Here is a 19,829-nt window from a genome sequence, read left to right as displayed (position 1 = left end):
AGGATTTGGACCATCGCAGGAGGTAGCGCCATGTCCACGTCTTCCCACCGCAGGAGCCTTGCCGCGCTCCTTGCCGCCACCATTTTCTCGCTCGGCGTGTGTGCCGCGGGCGCGGCCGAGGATGCCGTCGTCATCCCGCCGCCGGCCGTTGACGAGGCCGCCGGGCCAGGCACCGAGACGGCCATTTTCGCCGGCGGCTGTTTCTGGGGCGTCCAGGGCGTCTTCCAGCACGTGAAGGGTGTCGAGAGTGCCGTCTCCGGTTATGCCGGCGGCGACGCCAAAACGGCGCAGTACGAAACCGTCAGCGCCGGCTCGACAGGTCACGCCGAATCCGTGCAGGTGAAGTTCGATCCGAAACAGGTGAGCTACGGCAAATTGCTGCAGATCTTCTTCTCGGTGGCACACAATCCGACGCAGCTGAATTTCCAGGGTCCGGACCGGGGAACGCAGTACCGTTCGGCGCTGTTCGTCTCGGATCCGCAACAGCGCAAGGTCGCCGAGAGCTATATCAGCCAGCTCGACAAGGCGCATGTCTTCTCGCAGCCAATCGTCACCAAGGTCTCTGATGCCACCGGCTTCTACCCTGCCGAGGCCTATCATCAGGACTTCCTGACGCTCAATCCGACCTATCCCTATATCGTCTACAACGACTTGCCGAAAATCGAGAACCTGAAGTCGCTGTTTCCGGTCGACTACCGCGGCAAACCGGTCCTCGTGCTGAAGGCCAAGGGCTGATTAATCCTCCCCGTCGTGCGTTATCAAGGCGGCCATGGTGCCGCCTTTTTGCTTCAGCTTTTGACATTTTAAGAATTTATCAACGTTAACAATATCTTAAATACAAAAAATGGCGTTCCACCGCGGAACATATCGTTGAGTTGCCCGTTACCACCGTGAGTTTCGCGTGGGATAGGCTGCCGGAGCGGATCCCTCTTTAGAAGTATGGGCGTAACCAAGGGGACGTATCATGGCCACCAATGTCGTGCGGCGCTGGCAACGAGATGATCTCATGAAACAGAGAGTATTGATCGTCGAAGATGAATTCCTGATCGCGCTCGATCTCGAGGCGACGGTGGAAGGCATGGGCATGCAGGTCGCCGGCCTTGCGAATGATCGCGAACAGGCGCTGCGGCTGGCGCCGCTTGCCGATATCGCTTTCGTCGACGTCAATCTCGCCGACGGCCCGACCGGGCCTGAGATCGGCCGACAGCTGGCGCAAGAGCACGGCATTGCCGTCGTCTTCATGACCGGCAATCCCGAGGTGGTCGCCGATGGCGTCAAGGGCGCGGTCGGCGTGGTCCAGAAGCCGGTCATGCCTTCGGTTGTCGAGCAGCTGGTGAAATATCTGGCCGCGCGCCGCGTCGGCATGTTCGCGGTCGTGCCCGCACAGATGACGATCTTTGCCTGATCGGCCGGCCTGATCTGCCGGCTTTATCTGCCGGCTTTATCTGCCGGCTTTATCTGAAAGACCTGATCAGCCTGATATGGCTGCGAGCTGCGGCGGATGGCCGGCCTTTTCGGCCTCCGGACTGCCATAGGCCTTGAGGAAGGTACGCACGGCGTTGCGCGCCGCCTTTTCCAGTTCTTCATCGGTGGGTGTTGCGCCAAGAAGGATCATCATTTGCAGGTCGGCATTGCCAAGCGCCACGAATTGCCAGGCGGCGACGTCGAAATCGTCGATGACGAGCGCTTGCTTGTGGGCAAGCCGCGCAAAAAGTGCGGAAAGTGCCGTGGTCAGCTTGCCGGGCCCCTGCTGGCGCCAGCTTTCGAAGAGGTGCGGATATCGCTCGCCCTCGGTCTGCACCAGCTTGCGCAGGAATTTTCCATCGTGGTTGCAGATGCAGTTCTTGTTGAGGCGCACGGCAAAGGCCGTCAGCTCGTCTTCCAGATCGTCGGCACGATCAGGAAAGGTCGACAGCACGGAGAACAGCATGGCATTGGCGCGGTTCATGACGTCTTCGACGACGGCGACGAACAGCGTTTCCTTCTCCCGGTAGTGATTGTAGATCGTCTGGCGGGATACGCAGGCGACGGCGGCGATCTCGTCGATGCTGGCGCCGGCAAAACCCTGGCGGCAGAATACGTCGGCCGCCGCATCGAGGATCGACATGCGCTTGGCGCATTGTCCGCGCTGCGTATGCCCCGTCATCCGCGCTGCCGGTGTCATGCGATCTTTCATGAGAGCGAAGATAAGACGTCTTGACGTTTTAGACAATGGCGTCTAGTTTTACATCTGTGTCCAAATTTGTTGACACTCCTGGTTCCGCCGCTGAAGATATGAGCTCCCAACTTCGTCTTCGCGCGAACGATCATCATTGAACCCGCGCATCGGGCCGAAAATCGGAACCGATTTTCGGAAAGCACGATGCGAGATTGAAAGTGTTAGAGCGTCCTTTGTGCGTCCGAGAGGACGCACGGCGCTCTCAGAGCAATGCGGCGGAGCGACAATCCGGTGCCTCCGCTGCGCTTTTATGAAAGATCACCATTATGACGGCTCCCTTCTTTCGCATTGCCCTCATTCTCGGCCTTCTGTCGGCCATCGGGCCTTTCGCCATCGACATGTATCTGCCCGCGCTGCCGTCCATCGGCCAGGACCTGCATGCCGATAACAACGTCACCCAGCTTACCCTTCTTGCTTTCTTCATCTCCTTTGCGCTCGCCCAGCTCGTCTACGGTCCGCTGTCGGATATGTGGGGCCGCACGCTGCCGCTCTATCTCGGCATCGGCCTCTTCGCCGTGGCCTCGATCGGCTGTGCGCTGGCGACCGACATCGAAACGCTGATCGCCTTCCGTTTCGTTCAGGGTATCGGCGGTGCTGCCGGCATGGTCATTCCGCGCGCCATCGTTCGCGACATGCACACTGGCGTACAGGCCGCGCGCCTGATGTCGCTGCTGATGCTGGTCTTCTCGATCTCGCCGATCCTGGCGCCGCTGACAGGCAGCGCCGTCATCGAGTTCTACGGCTGGCGCGGCGTATTCTGGGCCGTGACGATCGCCGCCTTCATCGGCCTCGTCCTGCTCGCCACCCAGCTTGACGAAACCCGTTCGGCGAACGAACGCAGCGGCAGCGGTCTGAGCAGCGCCATGGCGGCTTACCGCCTTCTGCTCACCGACCGCAATTTCCTGACGCTGACGTTCATCGGCGGGCTCGGAATTTCGAGCTTCCTCGTCTATCTCGCCAACTCGCCCTTCGTGCTGATCCAGCATTACGGGCTGACGCCGACGCAATACAGCTTCGCCTTCTCGATCAACGCCGTGTCCTTCTTCGCGGTATCGCAGGCCACGGGCTGGCTCGGCGAGCGTTTCGGCCTGGTGCGCGTCATGCGGATTGCGGTCAGCGCTTATGCGCTTGCGATGGTCGTGATGGCGGTGGTGATGGCGTCTGGCTTCAACCAGCTGCCTGTCCTGGCGACCTTCCTGTTCATCGGCTACGGCTTCCTCGGCCTCGTCATCCCGACAAGCGCAGTGCTTGCGCTTGAGGATCACGGCGAGATCGCCGGTACCGCCTCGTCGCTGATGGGGACGCTGCATTTCGTGATCGCCGCCGTCGCCATGGTCATATCGAGCGTCTTCTTCGACGGCACAGCCGTTCCGATGGCCGCCGGCATTGCGCTCTGCGCCTTCTCAGCCTTCGCGCTGACCCAGGTAACGATCGGCCGCCGCGCCGCCGTCGCCGCTGCCGAATGATCTGAAGACTGGTCGCACCCGGTGTCCGGGTGCGACCCAATGATCGGGCGCGGCCCCCCGAGAAAATGCAACGCGCAATTGATTATCGGCAGGCCGCGCTATCTACGCCATGACGAAGCATGGTCATACCGGAGGATACGCATGGTCGACGAGAAACGGCTGATCTCGAAAATCACCTGGAAGCTGATGCCGTTTCTCGGCATCCTTTATCTCATCGCCTATATCGACCGGCAGAACGTCAGCTTCGCCAAGCTGCAGATGGTCGATGCCCTCGCAATGAGCGAATATGCCTATGGTCTCGGCGCTTCGCTGTTCTTCATCGGCTATTTTCTCTTCGAGGTGCCGAGCAACCTCTTCCTCGACAGGCTCGGCGCCCGTGTCTGGTTCGCCCGCATTCTGGTCTCCTGGGGCATCGTCACCATCGCGCTCGCCTTCACGCAGAACGCGACGATGTTCTATATCCTGCGCTTCCTGCTCGGTGTCTGCGAAGCCGGCTTCTTTCCTGGCGTCCTCTATCTGCTGACGCTGTGGTTTCCCTCCGCCTATCGCGGCAGGATGGTCGGACTGTTCATGATCTTCAGTGCCATCGCCAATGCCGTCGGTGCGCCGCTCGGCGGCGTACTGCTCGATCTCGACGGTCTCTACGGCTTTGCCGGCTGGGAGTGGGTCTTCCTGGCGACCGGTGTTCCGGCTGTGATCGCCGGCATCGTCACCTTCTTCTATCTTCCCGGCCGGCCTGAAAGTGCAAGCTTTCTGAGCAGCGAGGAGAAGGACTGGCTCGAACGCAGGCTCACCTCTGAAAATGCCGGCATGGGCGAGAATGCCGGAAACGGCTTCAAGGCGCTCATCGACCCGCGCGTCCTGCTGATGGCGCTCTGCTATGTCGCCTTTCCGCTTTCGGCCTATGGGCTGAGCTATTGGCTGCCGACGATCGTCAAGGCTTTCGGCGTCAGCAACACGGTGAACGGGTTCCTCAACATCATTCCCTGGGTGCTGGTCGCGATCGCGCTTTATGCCGTTCCCGCCATGGCCGACAAGGCGCAATCGAAGACGCCCTATATCGTCATTCCGGCTGTCATCGGCGCCGCCTGCCTGCTGCTCTCGGCGCTGATCCCGAACCACACCTTGCAATTCGCCTTCCTCTGCGTCGCCGCCGCCGGGATCTTTGCGCCCCAGCCGGTGTTCTGGAGCCTGCCCTCACGTTTCCTCAAGGGCGCGGGGGCTGCAGCCGGCCTTGCCGCTATCAATTCGGTCGGAAATCTCGGCGGCTTCGTCGCCCAGAACGTCGTGCCCTGGATCAAGGATGAGAGCGGAAGCACGATCGCGCCGATGTTCTTTCTCTCGGCCTGCCTTGCGGTCGGCGCCCTGCTGGTCTTCGTCGTCACGCGTCAGCTGTCGCACCGGGAGCATTCGGCGGCTCCAAGCAGGGTCTGATGCAGACACCCAAAACTATCTACGCGACGGGCTTCAGGTCGTCAGCGTGAAAGCGTCGCTTTCGCCTGGAACGAGTTCCAGCGGCCAGATCCTGTTGCGGGCGCCCTGCGGATAATGATCTGCATAGGCCGGCATGGTGGCGAGCAGGGTTTCGCCGAGCTGCGCGCCGAGATCGCGCAGCGACATGCGGAAGGAGGTCAGAGCCGGCTGCAGGAAAAGCGTGCGCGGCTCCTCGCGGAAACCAATGACGGCGAGGTCACGGCCGGGCACGACGCCGGCCTCGGCAAGCCGGCGGTAAAGCCCGATCGCCATCAGTTCATGGATCAGGATGATCGCGGTCGGCCGCTCTTCGATCATCAGCAATTCATGGCCGGCCTGATAACCGCCCTGTTCGCTCGACTTGACACGGATGACGAGGGCCGGGTCGAAGGGGATGCCGTGCCGTTGCAGTGCCTGGCGGTAGGCGTCGAGGAAGACGTAGCCGAGATTGATGTCGGAGGAGGGAACAGCCACGGCGATCCGCCGGTGGCCTTTGGCGACCAGCCGGTCGACGCCGCGCGTCGCCACGCCCTCGAAATCGAGATCCATCCAGGTGTAGCTGCCGCCCGACGCGCTGCGGCCCAGCGCCACAAAGGGGATGCGGGCCCTTTCCAGAAGCTCGATGCGCCTGTCGATGCGTCGTGTCGCAGAGATGATCAGCGCGTCGACAAGCCGGCGCGCCACCATGCGCTTCAGATATTCGTGCGGGTCCTCGTCATCGGGGCAGGGCAGCATGACGAGATCGAGCTTGTGGCGGGAAAAGACCCTCTGCAGCCCGTCAGTGACGCCAAGGAAGAAATCGTCGCTGTTTTCGACCGTCTCGCGGCTCACCTCGAGCATCAGCCCGATGACGTTGGTCATGCCCTGGCGAAGGCTGCGGCCCGACTGGTTGGCGACGTAACCGAGCTCCTCGGCGGCGGCGAGCACGCGCCGGCGCGTTTCCTCGTTGACGTCGGGCTTGCCGTTCAGCGCACGGGACACCGTTCCGATCGAAATGTCGAGATGCTCGGCGAGCTGGCGGATTCCCCTCATGTTCTACGATTTTCCTCCCCACCGGATCGCACTTATCCTTTCTTGCCACAGGATGGCGCCTGCGAAAAGCGGGGGAGGGATTAGGGTCTGAAGCTCTGGCGGATGACGAGCTCCGGAATGACGCGTTCGTAACCTGGAGGTGCATCAGGATTTTCAAGCCGCCGTTCCATCAGCGCGACGGCGCGCAGCGCCATGGTCAGCGGATCCTGGCGGAAGGTGGTCAGCCGGTAGCTCAGCCAGGAGGATTCCGGCACGTCGTCGAAACCAATAATGGCGACATCCTCGGGGATGCGCAGCTGCGTTTCCAGGCGCACGACATCCATCAGCCCGAAGGCGATCTGGTCGTTGGCGCAGAAAACCGCGTCTGGCTTTATTGTCTCCGAGAAGAGCGCGCGTGCGGCGGTAACGCCGCCGTCATAGTCGGAATCGCCACCGCGTCCGACGACGACGGATACACCGAGCGATTCGGCCGTCGACATGAAGGCGCTTTCGCGCTCGACGATGCTGGGCGTTCCCGTGTTGGAGCCGATGACCGCCAGCCGCCGTCTGCCGCTTTCGTAAAAGGCCACCGCCGCCTTGCGGGAGGCCTCGGAGTTGCCGGCGCGCACATGGTCGGCGTCGGGTTCCGAACGGCCGATCACGACGAGTGGCTGGCCATTTCGCTGCGCGAGTTCGAAGAAACTCGCCGGCGGCGAGCCTGACAGGATGATGATCGCCTCGGCACGGTGGCCGATCAGCATTTTCTGGGCGGCGAGCAGCTCGTCTTCCGTCTGGCCGGTATTGATGAGGATCGGGATGCTGCCGCGTTTGATCAGGCATTTGGCAAGCGCTGCCGCCAGGTGCGCGCGAAAACCCACTTCCGGCCGGGTCGCGACGATGCCGACGAGGCGGCTCTGATTGGCAAGCACGCCGCGCGCCAGGTCGTTGACGTGGTAGCCGAGTTCCTGCGCCGCCTGCAGCACCTTTTCGCGCGTTGCAGGCGCCACGCTGGCACCCGGCGTGAAGGTGCGCGACACGGCGGAGCGCGAAACCCCCGCCAATTGCGCCACCTGCTCGGCGCTGACGAAGCGCATGCGTTCTTTCTTTGGCGTCTTGCCGCCGTCTACTGGACCATCATTCATCGGCTTTCAGCTATTCATCGTCTTTGACAGCCGCATGACAGCGATCGCATGGCAATGAGATTTTTGCGATAGGGGGATAACCGCAGAATAAGCTGACATGGCGCTAAACGCCGCCAATGTTCATTGCAGGAAGTGCCGCGGCTGCGGACGAACCTCGGCTGGGGGGCGAATGCGAGCGGCGGCGACATATGATCAAGTCGCGCCGCCCGAGCCTCCTGGTGGCGGGTTTATGAGCCCGTTATTCGCAGACGCGTACAGTTTCGGCATGATAGCCGCCGTCATAGCGGTTGCGGACATCGCGGTCCTCATACCAGCATCTCGGCGCTGGTTGGACATAGCGAGGCTCATCGACGTAGCGAGGGCCGCCGTTATTGGCGATTGCGCCGCCAATTAACCCGCCGACAACACCTGCGGCAACGCCGCCGGCGATGATTCGACCGGTGTTGTCGTGATGATGGTGGTGGTCGCGTGCGGCAGCAGGCTGAATGGCCGATCCAACAAGGGCCGTTGCGATCAACAGGCTGCTAATAACTCTCTTCATAATATTCTCCTCAGTGGCACTTGCCCCAGATAAGAGGGAAATGCGGCAGCAAGTCGTTTGTTCGTTCAAACTTTGCGACAGGCATTAATGCACGCCCGAGATTGGAGCGCCGTGCGTCCTTTTGGACGCACAAAGGACGCTCTAACACTTTCAATCCTCGCATCGTGCTTTGCGAACCTCGATTCCGATTTTTGGGTCGATGCGCTGGTGTCAGGACTCTTTCGCAAGGCGAAAGGCCGGCATTGGTGCATCTGCTACCATGAGAATTTCAATTCCGCTCGAAAGTAGTTGCTGTCACGGCCTCCGGCGTTGCGAAGCGCCGAGCCCACCTGGTAATGGACAGCCTCCAGCGACCCCGTGAGATTGGGATTGAAGCGGTAGTCCGCCTTGACCTGCCCATAAGCTCCGGTCCATGCCGGCCCGTTACCCGCCGTGCCAGCGACGGGAACGCTTGGCAGGGTGTAAACGGCGTCCTGTGTCGTCCGTCTCCAGAGCAGGCCGACCCCGGCCATCAGGATCAGGTCTTCTGTCGGCTGAACGGTAATCGACGGTTTGAGGTGGATGAGGTTGGCGTATCCGGTATGACCGCCGAGCGAGAAATAGAAACCGTTTGGAAACAGTGGATTGAAGGTGCCAAGCGTGCCGTCGCCTGCATCACGGTCGCCCGACGCCAGGTCGAACTGCAGACCGATCCGCGGCGACCAGGTGACATCCTCAAAGGTGTAGCCGGTCCTCGCACCCACGGCCCAGGCCAGAATGTCGGCTGAGCCGACCTCGCCAACCTGTCCCATCGCTTCCGCATCCCAGTCGAAACCGGCATATTTGCCGGCCGATCGGATATCAAGCACGTGCCTGTCCTCCTCACCCGACGCGGTGAGAAAAGTGGCATCCTTGCGTTGATAAAGTGCGTAATAGGCGGATGCCTCGATCGTAGGCGAGAGCTGCCGCTCGACGCGGACCCCGCTGAACAGCACGTCGCCGCTTGATCGATCGTCGAAAGGGTGGCCATCCCGATACTGAACAGGCTGGCTGGCAAGACCGTAGAAGCGCCATGCATCCGTCTCCCACCCGGCCCAGACCGCATCGAAAGACTGGCGGACATTCGGCCCATCGCGCACCGATACGAACCGCTCCAGGTCGAACGCGAAGTCTTGGCGACCGACCCTTGCCCTGAACGTTCCCGCGTCAGTCTCCTGCGTGTAGCCGATGAATGCCAGCCGAAGGTCAAATCGGTTTGCGTCGTTGGGGCCGACCACTGTCTTGTCGAAAGCACGCACATCCTCGAACTGCGTGAACAGTTGCCAGTTTTCATTCAGGTGAGCGTCGATGTGGAACTGCGCGCGCTGTAACCAATAGGAATCTCTGGGGTTCGCCGGCACGGTTCCGAAAGCCGGCGCATCACTGACTTCGAAGATTTCGCGTAGATTGAGCCCTAACGAGATGTAGCTGTCGGGATTGGAGGGAAACAACGGAATGTATTTGAGACTATCCAGCGGCTGAGTCCGCAGTTTCGGATCCGCGAGAAGCGACCAGTCCTCCTGCGACCGGTCGGCCTTTATCGAGGGCCTCTCCTGCTCCAAGAGAAAATCATCCGCTGCCAGGGCTGACCGGTCGTCCCATTGAGCAAAGGCAAGAGCGGCAAGCGAAAGCAGGAGTGACCGCGCCTTGGATACGGACCGAAGACTGAGCGCTATTGAAAGACGCGAGCTGACACATCCTTGTCGGTCGATCATCTGCTTGCCATTCAGCCTTCGGCCCATAGCCACATCCTGTGTTAACTTTTCATGGGTGATCGCCGCCGTCCGCCATTGGCACGGCAGGCTGGAACCAACGTGGCTCTTCGAGATGCCTCGTCCGCGGTCTCATCAACCCTACTTTTAATCAGTGCGCGCTCGTGATCGTCGGCACTCGGGTGTTGAGCAGCCGCTGCTCCCGCATATAGCCGATGGTGCTTCCGCCGCAGCAGGGTACGGCCAGCCGGCGAAACCGGAGTCCAACGGGCTTCTGCAATGGAACTGTCGGGGAAAGCGGGGAGAACCTGTCAGCTGGGTTCATTTTTCCCCATGATAGCTGCCGAAGTATTTTACGGGTGACCAAGCCGGAAGGATCTCGGGCAGTTTTGGCGATAGCGCGCTATAGTCCTGCGCACCAAACACGACCTCTCCGTCCATGATAGTGAGCACAGAAGAGATGGATTTGATCTGATCTTCCGACACGGTGAAGTAATCCCTGTCGAGCACAACAAAGTCCGCCAGGTATCCGGGGGCGATTACGCCCATTTCGGATTCTGTATTCATGAACCACGCTGCACCATTGGTAAAAAGTTTCAGCGCCTCGGTGCGGGATAGGCGATTGTCCTCGGCAAGTATCTCGGATCCGGACACAGACTTGCCAGATACCATCCAACTTACAGCCACCCAAGGGTTGAACGTGGCCGCCCGGAAGGCGTCGGTGGTCATGGCCAGCGGCATGCCGCTATCGACGAGCATGCGCAGACGCGGGGTCTCCAACGCCTTCTCGCGACCATATGTTCTTATGAAACCATCGCCGTGCAGCGCCATTTTGGCGTCCAGGGCAATTCCGCCACCCAGCTTTTTCACCCGAGCGATGTTCTGCGGACTAATGGTCTCAGCGTGCTCGAGACTCCATTTCAGGCCATCGAGCGGGGTCGTCTCGTTCACCTTCTCCAGAGCGTCGAGAAAGGGGGAGATGTTCTCGTTGTAGCTGACGTGCATGCGAAACGGGATATGCCGCTCGACCAGCTTCAGCACATCCTGCTCGACGAAGCGCCGCATCTTCTCAGGCTCGATGATGACCGCCGGACGGTCGAAGTTCTCATGATCGTGCACTTCCCCGCTCAGAACCTCCCCGGCCCCTCGATATTCATGGCCATGTGCCAGGGTGGGGTGGAGGTTTTGCCCTGGACTTATCGCCGCCGTTTTCGTGATCGCCTCGATTTCCAGATCCACCATGTTTACCGGCCCGCCGTCGCCGAGTTGCAAGTCCACAAACGGCATGCGCACATTGAGGCGGTTGTCTCGTGCAAGCACGTCTACCCTCGCCTGGGCCTTGGGGTAGGGCCACCTGCCGCCGTTATCGACGATCGAGGTCACGCCGAACCGGTTCAGACCGTGAATGCTATAGATCAACGAACTCACTTGTTCGTCGAACGTGGGCTGCGGCACCATCCTCTCGAGGGCGAGAAACAACCAAGTATAGCCGTGGACCACACCGGTGGGATTGCCGTGGCTGTCCTTTTCGAATTCGGTGTCCGGCACCTTTGGGAACCGATCGGTACCCACGCCAAGCGCCTCCATCGCCTGCTTGTTCAAGAAGGCTTGGTTATAAGCATATTGCACGATCATGGGGCGATCGGGCACGGCGCTGCGCAATTCATCCAGCGTCGGGAAGCGGTTCTCCTCGAATTGGTAGGGTGACCAGCCTCCAATGACCTTGACCCATTGGCCCTTCGGCGTGCGTGCGGCCTGCTCGCTTAGCATGGCCAATGCGCGACGCAGCGTCGGCACACCATCCCATCGAACATTGTAGTTATAGGCCAAGTCGTTGAGGACATGTATGTGGGCATCGATGATGCCGGGGATGAGCCTGCGGCTGCGCGCATCAATCACCCTGGTCTCTGAATTTGTCAGACTGAGAATGTCCGCATCCAAGCCTACGGAATAAATGCGGCCTTCCTTGATGGCTAAAGCCGAAGCTTCGGGCTGCGCACGGTTGCCGGTAAAGATCTTTGCGTTGAAAACGATCAGATCAGCGCCGGGCTGTTCCTGCGTCGTTTGTGCCTGAACTGCAGAGAAAGAAAAACTTGTCACAAACGCGATGAATATTTTTCTGATCATTTTACCCTCGTTCGACTGATTTTTGCCAATTGCGGTCATGCGCAAGCCGGCGCTTACGGACGCGTGCGATGGACGAAGAAGTGATTGAAGCCGTTAGAAAGATTATGGAATAAATCCTATATTGGCGGTTCGTAGGCACGTTGCGAGGAGCCCTCGTAGGAGAGTCAGCCGCAGCGAAGGTGTCATCCTCCTCTTTGCCTTGGTAGTCCTCGGTCGTGTGAAGCCGTGTTGCAAAATAAGGAACGCTTTGTGGAACTTGAGGATCTAAGAATATTTGTCGAAGTTGCTGATGCCGGCGGAGTATCGTCTGCAGCGCTGCGACTGGGCATCTCCAAGTCGATGATCAGCCGGCGGATCACCAGGCTTGAGGCGGAACTCGGCGCACAGCTATTTGCAAGGACGACCCGTGGTATCGCGCTCACGGAAGCAGGTTGTACATTCAGAGATTACGCAGCACGGGTTTCTGCTGACTTGGATGTGGTGCGCGAAACGATCCTGCCCGCCGGTGAGCTTCGAGGCCGTATGCGGGTAGCCGCGCCACTCTCATTTGGCCCGACCTATTTTGCTCCCGTCCTCTCCCAGATGGCTAGCCGACACCCGCAACTACAAATCCTTTCTTCCTATACCGATCGCTTCGTAGATCTCGTCGGAGAGGGTTTTGATTGCGCAATTCGGCTGGGGCATCTGTCGGACTCGAGCCTCGTCGCAAGACGTATCGGGCCGATCTTTGGCAAGCTGGTTGCGAGTCCTGCCTACATCGAGGCTCACGGTGCCCCCGAAACACCGGACGAGATTGTGAATCACCAAGTCGTTATGCGGGACGCCGAGAAGTGGCAGTTCATGGATGGCGACGAGATTGTCACGGTGCGTCCCCAGGGACGCTTCATCGCTGATAACGCAATGTCCCTCGTAGCGGCCGCTCTGGATGGAGTGGGGGTCGCCTATCTGCCAGAACCGCTTGTCGCGGACCATATTTGTTCGGGTGCACTGGTGCCGATCATGACGGGTCATCCGATTCCGCCAGCCGGCATCTTCGTCGTGAGGCCGCCCGGCCAGTATCCCTCTCGAAAAGTGCGAACCCTCACTGAGATGCTTATCGAACGATTTGGAACTCGTTAATCGCAGCCAGAAGATGACGGAAGCTGCGATGCAGATTGCCGAGGAGAAGGTGTGGGAACATCGGTCACAACGTATTGCGATACGAGCCTTGGCCTAGAGGTATGGTTTCTTCCGGCTTTTTGAGGACGGGATGCAGGGCTCGATTCCCTGGCGAGGAGCTCTTCGGGGAACCAGGTGCTGTCGCAGCCCTTATCGGCGATGAGGCACTGCTTTGGGCAATGCGTTGAGCACGATCCTTGCGCCCTTGTGGTCGCTCATCTGGCCTTCAGAGAGCAGCATGATGATCGCCGGCCATCACCATCGCAGACGGCATGGAGCTGCGAGATCAGACCGCACATCCTTCTTTTAGAAGGCTTGCCGCGGTGCGTGGGCCTTCAGATGTGTTGCGTCGATCATGATATGCTCGGGGCTTGGGGGCCTTCGCCGGCCAAAGCGGTGAGAATCCTGTCGAACACGCCGGGTGGGCTCCAGCGAATGAAGCGGTTGTAGAGCGTCGAAGAAAAACGGAAATGCTCTAGGTCGCCGAGTGGGCAGCCGTCGTCTCTTCCAGCACATCTTCGGGAATGTCGTCGAAGGACGCGTAGTTGAGATTATAGAGCTTCGAATAGAGCTTGCCATTCTTCATCAGCTGGTGGTGGTTGCCGCTTTCGATGATTTCGCCGTTCTGCAGCACGATGATGCGATCCGCCTCGCGGATCGTCGCGAGGCGATGGGCGATGACGAGGCCGGTGCGGTTTTCGAGCAGCTTCACCAGTGCCTTCTGGATCAGCATCTCGGTATAGCTGTCGATATTGGCCGTCGCTTCGTCGAGCACGAGGATCTTCGCATCCGCCACCAGCGCGCGAGCAAAGCTTAAAAGCTGGCGCTGGCCAAGCGAGAGATTGCCGCCGCGCTCGCCGAGAACGCTGTCGTAGCCCTCCGGCAGGCGCATGATGAACTCGTGCGCGCCAACGGCCTTCGCCGCCTCGATCACCTGTTCGCGCGTCGCCTCGTGCATGTGGTAGCGAATATTCTCGAAGACCGTTCCGGTGAAGAGGAAGGGTTCCTGCAGCACCATGGCGATCTGCGCTCCGAGCGAATCCTGCGTCAGATCACGCACATCATGGCCACCGACCAGCACCTGGCCCTGCTGCACATCGTAAAAGCGATGGATCAGCGACATGCAGCTCGATTTGCCGGACCCCGTCGGCCCGACCAGCGCCACCGTCTCGCCGGGATTGACCTTGAAGCTCACATGTTTCAGCACCGGATGTTTCGGATTGTAGCCGAAGACGACGTCCTTGAATTCCACCGAGCCGTCCATGTCGCGCGACAGCGCCGTGGCACCGGGTGCATCCTTGATGTCGACAGGCACGTCAAGCACCTCGGTCAGCCGTTGGCCGGACGCCATGGCGCGCTGCATCACCGAATATTGCAGGGTCAGAGAACGGATCGGGTCGAAGAAACGCTGGATATAAAACAGGAAGGCGACGAGCACGCCGACATCGAGCGCCTGATTGAGAACGCGGGCGCCACCGACGACGATGACGAGCGCCATCGCCACGCCCGTCAGGCTGTCGACGATCGGCACCATCACCTGCGCATAACGCGCCGCCGTCAGATGCGTCTCGAGGTTGGCATGCGCCTTGTCGTCGTAGAGCGTGAAGTTGACGCCCTGCCTGTCCATGCTCTGGACGGCGCGCACGCCGTGGATCGCCTCGGCAAGCGCGCCGTTTGCGACCGAATTGGTCTCGTGCGCGGCCATGAAGGACTTGCGCGCCAACGGCAACCAGAACAGCCGGACGATGAAGAGCACCGGCAGCACCGAGAGCGTCAGCAGCCCCAACTTGAAGTCGAGATAGAGCATCACGAAGACGATGCCGAAGAGCAGCATGATGTCGCCGACGGAGAGCACCGAGGTTTCGAGGAATTCCTGCATCGAGTTGACGTCGCCCTGCAGGCGCGACATCAACCGTCCCACTTCGGTCTTGTCCATGAAGGAGAGCGAGACGCGCTGCAGATGCGAAAACATCGCCTTGCGGATATCGAAGAGCACGTCTTCCGCCACGCCGCCGACCAGCGTCTCCTGCGCGTAGCTCGCCGCATAGTTGATGAGGATGGCAATGGTGAAGGCGACGATCGACCAGATCAGCGCCGAAGGGCTGCCGCCCGGCGACATGCCGTGGTCGATGGCATAGCGGATGATCAGCGGGATGGTGAGCTGCATCATCGTGAAGGTCAAAACGGCGACGACCGACCAGAGGACCTGCCGGCGATAGGGGCTGACGAAGACCCAGATGCGCTTGACGATGTTGCCGTCGAAGGCCTTGCCGAACATCTCCTCTTCGACGCGATGTGAACCGACGACCGCCCGTGGCGGGCGGCGTCCATCCTCGCGAACGTCGGGACGCTCGGTTTCCAGTTCCTCGGCCATGTCATTCCTCCCGCGGCCAACACTTCAGGTGGCCTGCATAGTCACTACCCGTTCCCCTCTCCCCACCCAGGGGAGGAGGGGGAATATGCTTTCTGCTAGGCGCTCAAAGCCTCGTCGCCCGGCCGCACCTGAAGGTCGTAGAGCGCCTTGTAACGCCCGCCGAGCGAAAGCAGCGCCGCATGCGTGCCGCGTTCGACGATCCGGCCGTCTTCGACGAACAGGATCTGGTCGGCATGCATCAGCGAGCTCAGGCGATGGGCGACGATGATCGTTACGCGGTCTGCGGCGTAGCGGCGCATGGCGCTGCGGATGCGCTGTTCGGTGGCGGCATCGATCGCCGCCGTCGAATCGTCGAACACCATCACCGCCGGTCTCAGCATCAGCGCGCGGGCGATCGAAAGTCGCTGCCGCTGGCCGCCGGAAAGCGAAACGCCGCGCTCGCCGACGACGGTGCCGTAACCTGTGGGCAGGCCGAGCACGTAATTGTGCAGCTGGGCGCTTTCGCTGGCGCGCTCGATGCGGCCTTCCTTCGCCCATGGGTCGCCATAGGCGATGTTGTTTTCGATCGTCGTCGTGAACAGGAAGGAATCCTGCTGCACGACGGCAACCGCCCTGCGCAGCGATTGCAGCGTCGCCTTGCGGATGTCCTGGCCGTCGATCGTGATTTTGCCGCCGCTGACGTCGTAGAAGCGGGGAATGAGATGGGCGATCGTCGACTTGCCGCTGCCCGGAGGCCCGACAATGCCGATCGTCTGGCCGCGGCGGGCTTCGAAGGAGACATCCTGGAGCACGGTGCGTTTTTCGGAACTCGGATAGGCGAAGCTGACATTCTCGAAGCGCAACACGCCGCTGGTGAGGCTCAGTTCCTTCGCATCCGGCGCATCCTTGATCGCGATGTCGAGGTCGAGAAGGGCAAAGAGACGCGAGCCGCAAGTGGAGGCGCGGGCAAAGGCGTTGACCATCAGGCCGAGCTGGCGCACCGGCATCTGCAGGATGGTCATGAAGGTCAGGAAGGAAGCCAACGTGCCGACGGTGATCTCGCCCGACATCACCTTGCCGCCGCCGATCCAGAGCACCAGGCCCATCGCCGCGAAGAAGGAGAAGGTCATGGCGCTGGTATTGGTGACGCGGATGCCGACGCGCTGATGTGCAAGCGCCAATGCGCTCTTCGACGCGGCCTCGAATTTCGAAATCTCGTGTTCGTGGGCGGCAAAAGCGCGCACGACGCGGATGCCGCCGAGATTCTCCTCCATGATGCGGGTCAGCACCGAAAGCTGCTCCTGCAGGTCGAGCCAGGTGGCACGCAGCCTGAGCTGCGTCACCGAGGAGCGCCAGCCAACGAAGGGCACGAAGCTCAGCGCCAGAAGGCCGAGCACGACATCGGTCGACAGCAGCATATAGGCGCCGATGCCGATCAGGATCGACAGCAGGATCATCCGGACGAGCGCTGTCGAGAAATACATGCGCACGCCTTCGAGATCGAGCAGGCCGACGGTGATCAGGTCGCCGGAATGCACGGTGTCGTGAAAGCTGAAAGAGAGACGCTGGATTTTCTCGTAGCAGGCCAGCCGCAGCTCGTAGCCGATGTGATGGCCGACGGCTTCACTGTAATAGTTCTGCACCATGGTGAAGAGGCCGCGCAGCACACTGGCGCCGAGTAGCAGTAGCGCGGTCGTCAAAAGCGCGTCCTGTGCCGCCTGGCCCGCCGCACCGCCGCTCATCGCCATCTGCGTGTGGTCGACGGCCCGGCCGAGAAGGCGCGGGATCATCAGCTGGAAGGTGGAGGCAACAAGCGTGGCGCCGATCGCAAAGCCGGATTGCCAGGGGTGGCGGAAGGCCATCATGGTGATGCGCACCAATGTGAAGAGGCCTCGGCCCCAGCCTGCCGCAGTTGCAAGCGCCATCGAAGCCGAAGGCTTCGTCGCGCGTATTAACGCATCGCTGCTCACGGTATTTTTTCCAATAGATGTGTGGTCGGACGCTGGCCCGAAAAGACGGCAAATCCATGAAAGGGATTGATAGCACCTTCACTTTTGCCGATTCCATTTGGGGGTTCAAGTAAAGAATTCACCAGTTGGTTATTTTTACGTGAGGTCTCCTCGCATCCGGGCTGGAACAATCTGTGCGCGACCGGGTTGCAGCAGGCGAATACCAACCGCCGGAGAGACCCATGCCGCTCAAAGCTCTCGCCCTCAACGCCACGCTGAAGACCAGCGACGCCAAGGATGCGTCCTCGACCGACCGGATGATCGGTCTGATCGACAAGGCGATGTCTGCACATGGCGTTGAGACCGAAGTGCTTCGCCTTGCCGATTTCAACGTCAAGCCGGGCGTCACCTCAGACGAAGGTGCCGGCGATGACTGGCCGGATATTCGCGCCAAGGTGCTGGGTGCCGATATCCTGCTGATGGCAACGCCGATCTGGCTCGGCCAGCCGTCCAGCGTCTGCAAGCGGGCGCTGGAGCGCATGGACGCCTTTCTCGAGGAGACCGACGAAGAGGGCCGTATGGTCTCCTATGGCAGGGTCGCGGCTGTTGCCGTCGTCGGCAATGAGGACGGCGCCCATCATGTGTCGGCCGAGCTCTTCCAGGCGCTGAACGACGTCGGCTTCACCATTCCGGCGAATGCGGTCGCCTACTGGGTCGGCGAGGCAATGGGTTCCACCAATTTCGTCGATCTCGACAAGGTGCCGAAGGTCGTGACGAAAGCCGTTGACATGCTGGCGCGCAACACGGCGCATCTGGCGAGCCTGCTGAAGGCAAAACAATATCCGGGAGAGGGTAGCTAGGGTCGCTGTCGAACCGACGTTTTCAGCGATCAATTCGCAGTTCGGGTGCAAAACTCGGCCATACTTCCACGGGATACTTCAAAAATATGTTATATTTCAATAGCTTGAATTGATGGGGCAACAAAGCTCTTGCCACCTGCGCCATTTAGCGCTTTCATACACTACTAGTTTGATAGACTATGGACGAGCGTGATTGCTCCCCTAGTTCTCTTGCGGGGCTGCTGGTTCGGACCCCGGTGCCGCGGCAGGTGTTGTGAATGGCCGCATGAACCTCGTCAACGCATGAACCGCTGTTTTATGCGTTGAAACCTCAATCGACCCAGGGTGCGGATGAAGCCGCAAAGGAGTTGCGATGACGGTTCAGGGACTTTTTTCCGCGAGAGCCAATGCGGCGGCGCAGATATCAGCCGTACCACGCATTGCGATCGTCGGGCGCGGCTTTTCCGGCATGATGACGGCCATCGCGCTGATGAAGACGGTGCGCGCGCCCTTCCACCTGCAGCTGTTCGATCCGAATTCGTCGGTCAGCGGTGGGCAGGCGCTGGCCTCAGTCCGCTCCTCGACGATCCTCAACACCCGTGTGCGGGATCTCTCGGTCTCGGTCGGCGACAATGACGATTTCAACGACTGGCTCTGCAGCAACGCCGCCTTCCGCGCCGCCGTGCCGGCCGCCATTCCGGGATTCCGGCAGATCTTCGTGCCAAAGGAGATCTTCAGCGATTATGTCTATCAGCGCTTTTCGGAAGCGCTGGCCGCGCGCAGGGATATCACCGTCCAGGTCTGCAACGATCCGGTCGTGGCGATCCGCAGGAGCCACGGCAACCGCTTCCTGCTCGAAAGCGCCAATCCCGCCAATCCGCTGTTCGATACCGTGATCCTCGCCACCGGCTACGGCCTGACTGTGCCGGATGCGGGCGGTGAGGACGCTTCGCCGATCAGGGCCCAGCGCCTCGTCGCGCGGCCGCATGCAGTACTTCTTGGCAGCGGCATCCGCGTCGTCGACCAGCTGCTGCAGCTGCGCGATTCCGGTTACGCCGGCCAGGTGACGATTATTTCCCGGCGCGGCTTCCTGCCCCAGAGCCATACGCCGAATTCCGCCGATCCGGTCTTCCCGGCCGAAGCGCTGCCGCACAGCCTGCCGGAGATCGTGCGCTTCATCCGTGAAGCCTGTCGCGAGGCGGAGGAGGCGGGGCGAAGCTGGCAATCGGTGATGAACGGCCTCAGAAAACATGCCCGCTCGCTCTGGCGCTCGCTGCCGGCCCGCGACAAGCATCAGTTCAACCGGCACCTCAGGGCCATCTACGACAGCCATCGCAACCGCCTGCCGGAAGCCATGCACCTGCGGCTGAAACGTGAGCTCGCCGAAGGCCGCACGGTGCTGCGCCGCGGCCGGGCCGGCCGCCGGGGCCTGAGCGGTCTGTTCTTCACGCCGGCCGGTTCCGCTGCCGAGGAGGTCATCCATGCCGAGCGCATCATCGATTGCCGCTGTCAGGCGCCGGATCTTTCAGCGCCGCTGATGCAAAGCCTGCTTTCGGCCGGCCTCGCCATGCAGGACGAGCTCTCGCTCGGCCTGGCGGTCAATGCGCGCGGCGAGCCCTTCCTCGAGGACGGTTCGACGGTCGCAGGGCTCTTTGCCGTCGGTCCCCTCGGCCTCGGCAGCCTGCCCGATATCGATCTTGTGCCGGAGATCGTCTCGCAGGCCTATGCCGCTGCCGAGCGTGTCGGCGAGCGGTTCTACCCGCAGGTCAAGGCCGTCTGAAATTCGGACTGCTTCGGAACTATCCACCCCCTGCTGCGTTAT

General features: G+C 60.9%; 15 protein-coding genes. 7 read left to right on the top strand and 8 right to left on the bottom strand.

Annotated elements, in window-relative coordinates; genetic code table 11:
* Positions 1–30: 30 nt before the first annotated feature.
* A complete protein-coding gene (gene msrA, locus C3Y91_RS04015; RefSeq protein ID WP_027690065.1) occupies positions 31–735 on the top strand; it encodes a peptide-methionine (S)-S-oxide reductase MsrA in 705 nt (234 codons plus the stop codon).
* A 229-nt stretch (positions 736–964) separates the two neighbouring features.
* A complete protein-coding gene (locus C3Y91_RS04010) occupies positions 965–1,405 on the top strand; it encodes a response regulator (RefSeq protein WP_024321703.1) in 441 nt (146 codons plus the stop codon).
* A 66-nt stretch (positions 1,406–1,471) separates the two neighbouring features.
* Here the strand turns inward: C3Y91_RS04010 and C3Y91_RS04005 are convergent, their stop codons facing one another.
* Complete coding sequence (locus tag C3Y91_RS04005; RefSeq protein ID WP_168575042.1) at positions 1,472–2,212, bottom strand: TetR/AcrR family transcriptional regulator; 741 nt, start codon at positions 2,210–2,212, stop codon at positions 1,472–1,474.
* Positions 2,213–2,484: 272 nt separating this feature from the next.
* Here C3Y91_RS04005 and C3Y91_RS04000 point away from each other — a divergent pair, with 272 nt between their 5' ends.
* Entirely contained in the window at positions 2,485–3,684 is a 1,200-nt protein-coding gene (locus tag C3Y91_RS04000) for a multidrug effflux MFS transporter (protein WP_168575041.1), read from the top strand.
* 141 nt (positions 3,685–3,825) lie between these two features.
* Entirely contained in the window at positions 3,826–5,118 is a 1,293-nt protein-coding gene (locus C3Y91_RS03995) for an MFS transporter (protein WP_168575040.1), read from the top strand.
* A gap of 33 nt (positions 5,119–5,151) precedes the next feature.
* Here C3Y91_RS03995 and C3Y91_RS03990 read toward each other — a convergent pair whose 3' ends face one another.
* The 5 genes from C3Y91_RS03990 to C3Y91_RS03970 form a co-directional block, all read right to left on the bottom strand.
* On the bottom strand, positions 5,152–6,189 hold the full coding sequence (locus C3Y91_RS03990; protein WP_168575039.1) for a LacI family DNA-binding transcriptional regulator: 1,038 nt from the start codon (positions 6,187–6,189) through the stop codon (positions 5,152–5,154).
* Between the two features lie 80 nt (positions 6,190–6,269).
* Complete coding sequence (locus C3Y91_RS03985; protein WP_168575038.1) at positions 6,270–7,310, bottom strand: LacI family DNA-binding transcriptional regulator; 1,041 nt, start codon at positions 7,308–7,310, stop codon at positions 6,270–6,272.
* A 238-nt stretch (positions 7,311–7,548) separates the two neighbouring features.
* A complete protein-coding gene (locus C3Y91_RS03980; RefSeq protein ID WP_018071557.1) occupies positions 7,549–7,851 on the bottom strand; it encodes a hypothetical protein in 303 nt (100 codons plus the stop codon).
* A gap of 254 nt (positions 7,852–8,105) precedes the next feature.
* Positions 8,106–9,584 carry an alginate export family protein gene (locus tag C3Y91_RS03975; protein WP_168575073.1) on the bottom strand — a complete coding sequence of 493 codons (1,479 nt, stop codon included), beginning with the start codon at positions 9,582–9,584 and terminating at the stop codon, positions 8,106–8,108.
* A gap of 318 nt (positions 9,585–9,902) precedes the next feature.
* On the bottom strand, positions 9,903–11,708 hold the full coding sequence (locus C3Y91_RS03970) for an amidohydrolase (protein WP_168575037.1): 1,806 nt from the start codon (positions 11,706–11,708) through the stop codon (positions 9,903–9,905).
* A 249-nt stretch (positions 11,709–11,957) separates the two neighbouring features.
* On the opposite strand from C3Y91_RS03970, the gene C3Y91_RS03965 reads away from it, so the two are divergent.
* Positions 11,958–12,827, top strand: coding sequence for a LysR substrate-binding domain-containing protein (locus C3Y91_RS03965; RefSeq protein ID WP_168575072.1), 870 nt, complete (start codon positions 11,958–11,960; stop codon positions 12,825–12,827).
* A 514-nt stretch (positions 12,828–13,341) separates the two neighbouring features.
* Here C3Y91_RS03965 and C3Y91_RS03960 read toward each other — a convergent pair.
* A complete protein-coding gene (locus C3Y91_RS03960; protein ID WP_168575036.1) occupies positions 13,342–15,240 on the bottom strand; it encodes an ABC transporter ATP-binding protein in 1,899 nt (632 codons plus the stop codon).
* A 95-nt stretch (positions 15,241–15,335) separates the two neighbouring features.
* Positions 15,336–17,144 (bottom strand): ABC transporter ATP-binding protein, encoded by a 1,809-nt coding sequence (locus C3Y91_RS03955; protein WP_168575071.1) that lies wholly within the window; start codon positions 17,142–17,144, stop codon positions 15,336–15,338.
* A 266-nt stretch (positions 17,145–17,410) separates the two neighbouring features.
* Between C3Y91_RS03955 and C3Y91_RS03950 the strand changes: the two genes are divergently transcribed.
* Together C3Y91_RS03950 and C3Y91_RS03945 are read left to right on the top strand one after the other, a co-directional pair.
* Positions 17,411–18,028, top strand: coding sequence for a flavodoxin family protein (locus tag C3Y91_RS03950; protein ID WP_130665840.1), 618 nt, complete (start codon positions 17,411–17,413; stop codon positions 18,026–18,028).
* Between the two features lie 352 nt (positions 18,029–18,380).
* Positions 18,381–19,787, top strand: a complete 1,407-nt coding sequence (locus tag C3Y91_RS03945; protein ID WP_168575035.1) for an FAD/NAD(P)-binding protein — start codon at positions 18,381–18,383, stop codon at positions 19,785–19,787.
* The last annotated feature ends 42 nt before the right edge of the window (positions 19,788–19,829 follow it).

It is taken from the genome of Rhizobium ruizarguesonis (assembly GCF_012349115.1).
Taxonomy (GTDB): Bacteria; Pseudomonadota; Alphaproteobacteria; order Rhizobiales; family Rhizobiaceae; genus Rhizobium; species Rhizobium ruizarguesonis.
Note: the sequence above shows the minus strand (reverse complement) of the source record. Positions and strands in the feature narration are given on the sequence as shown.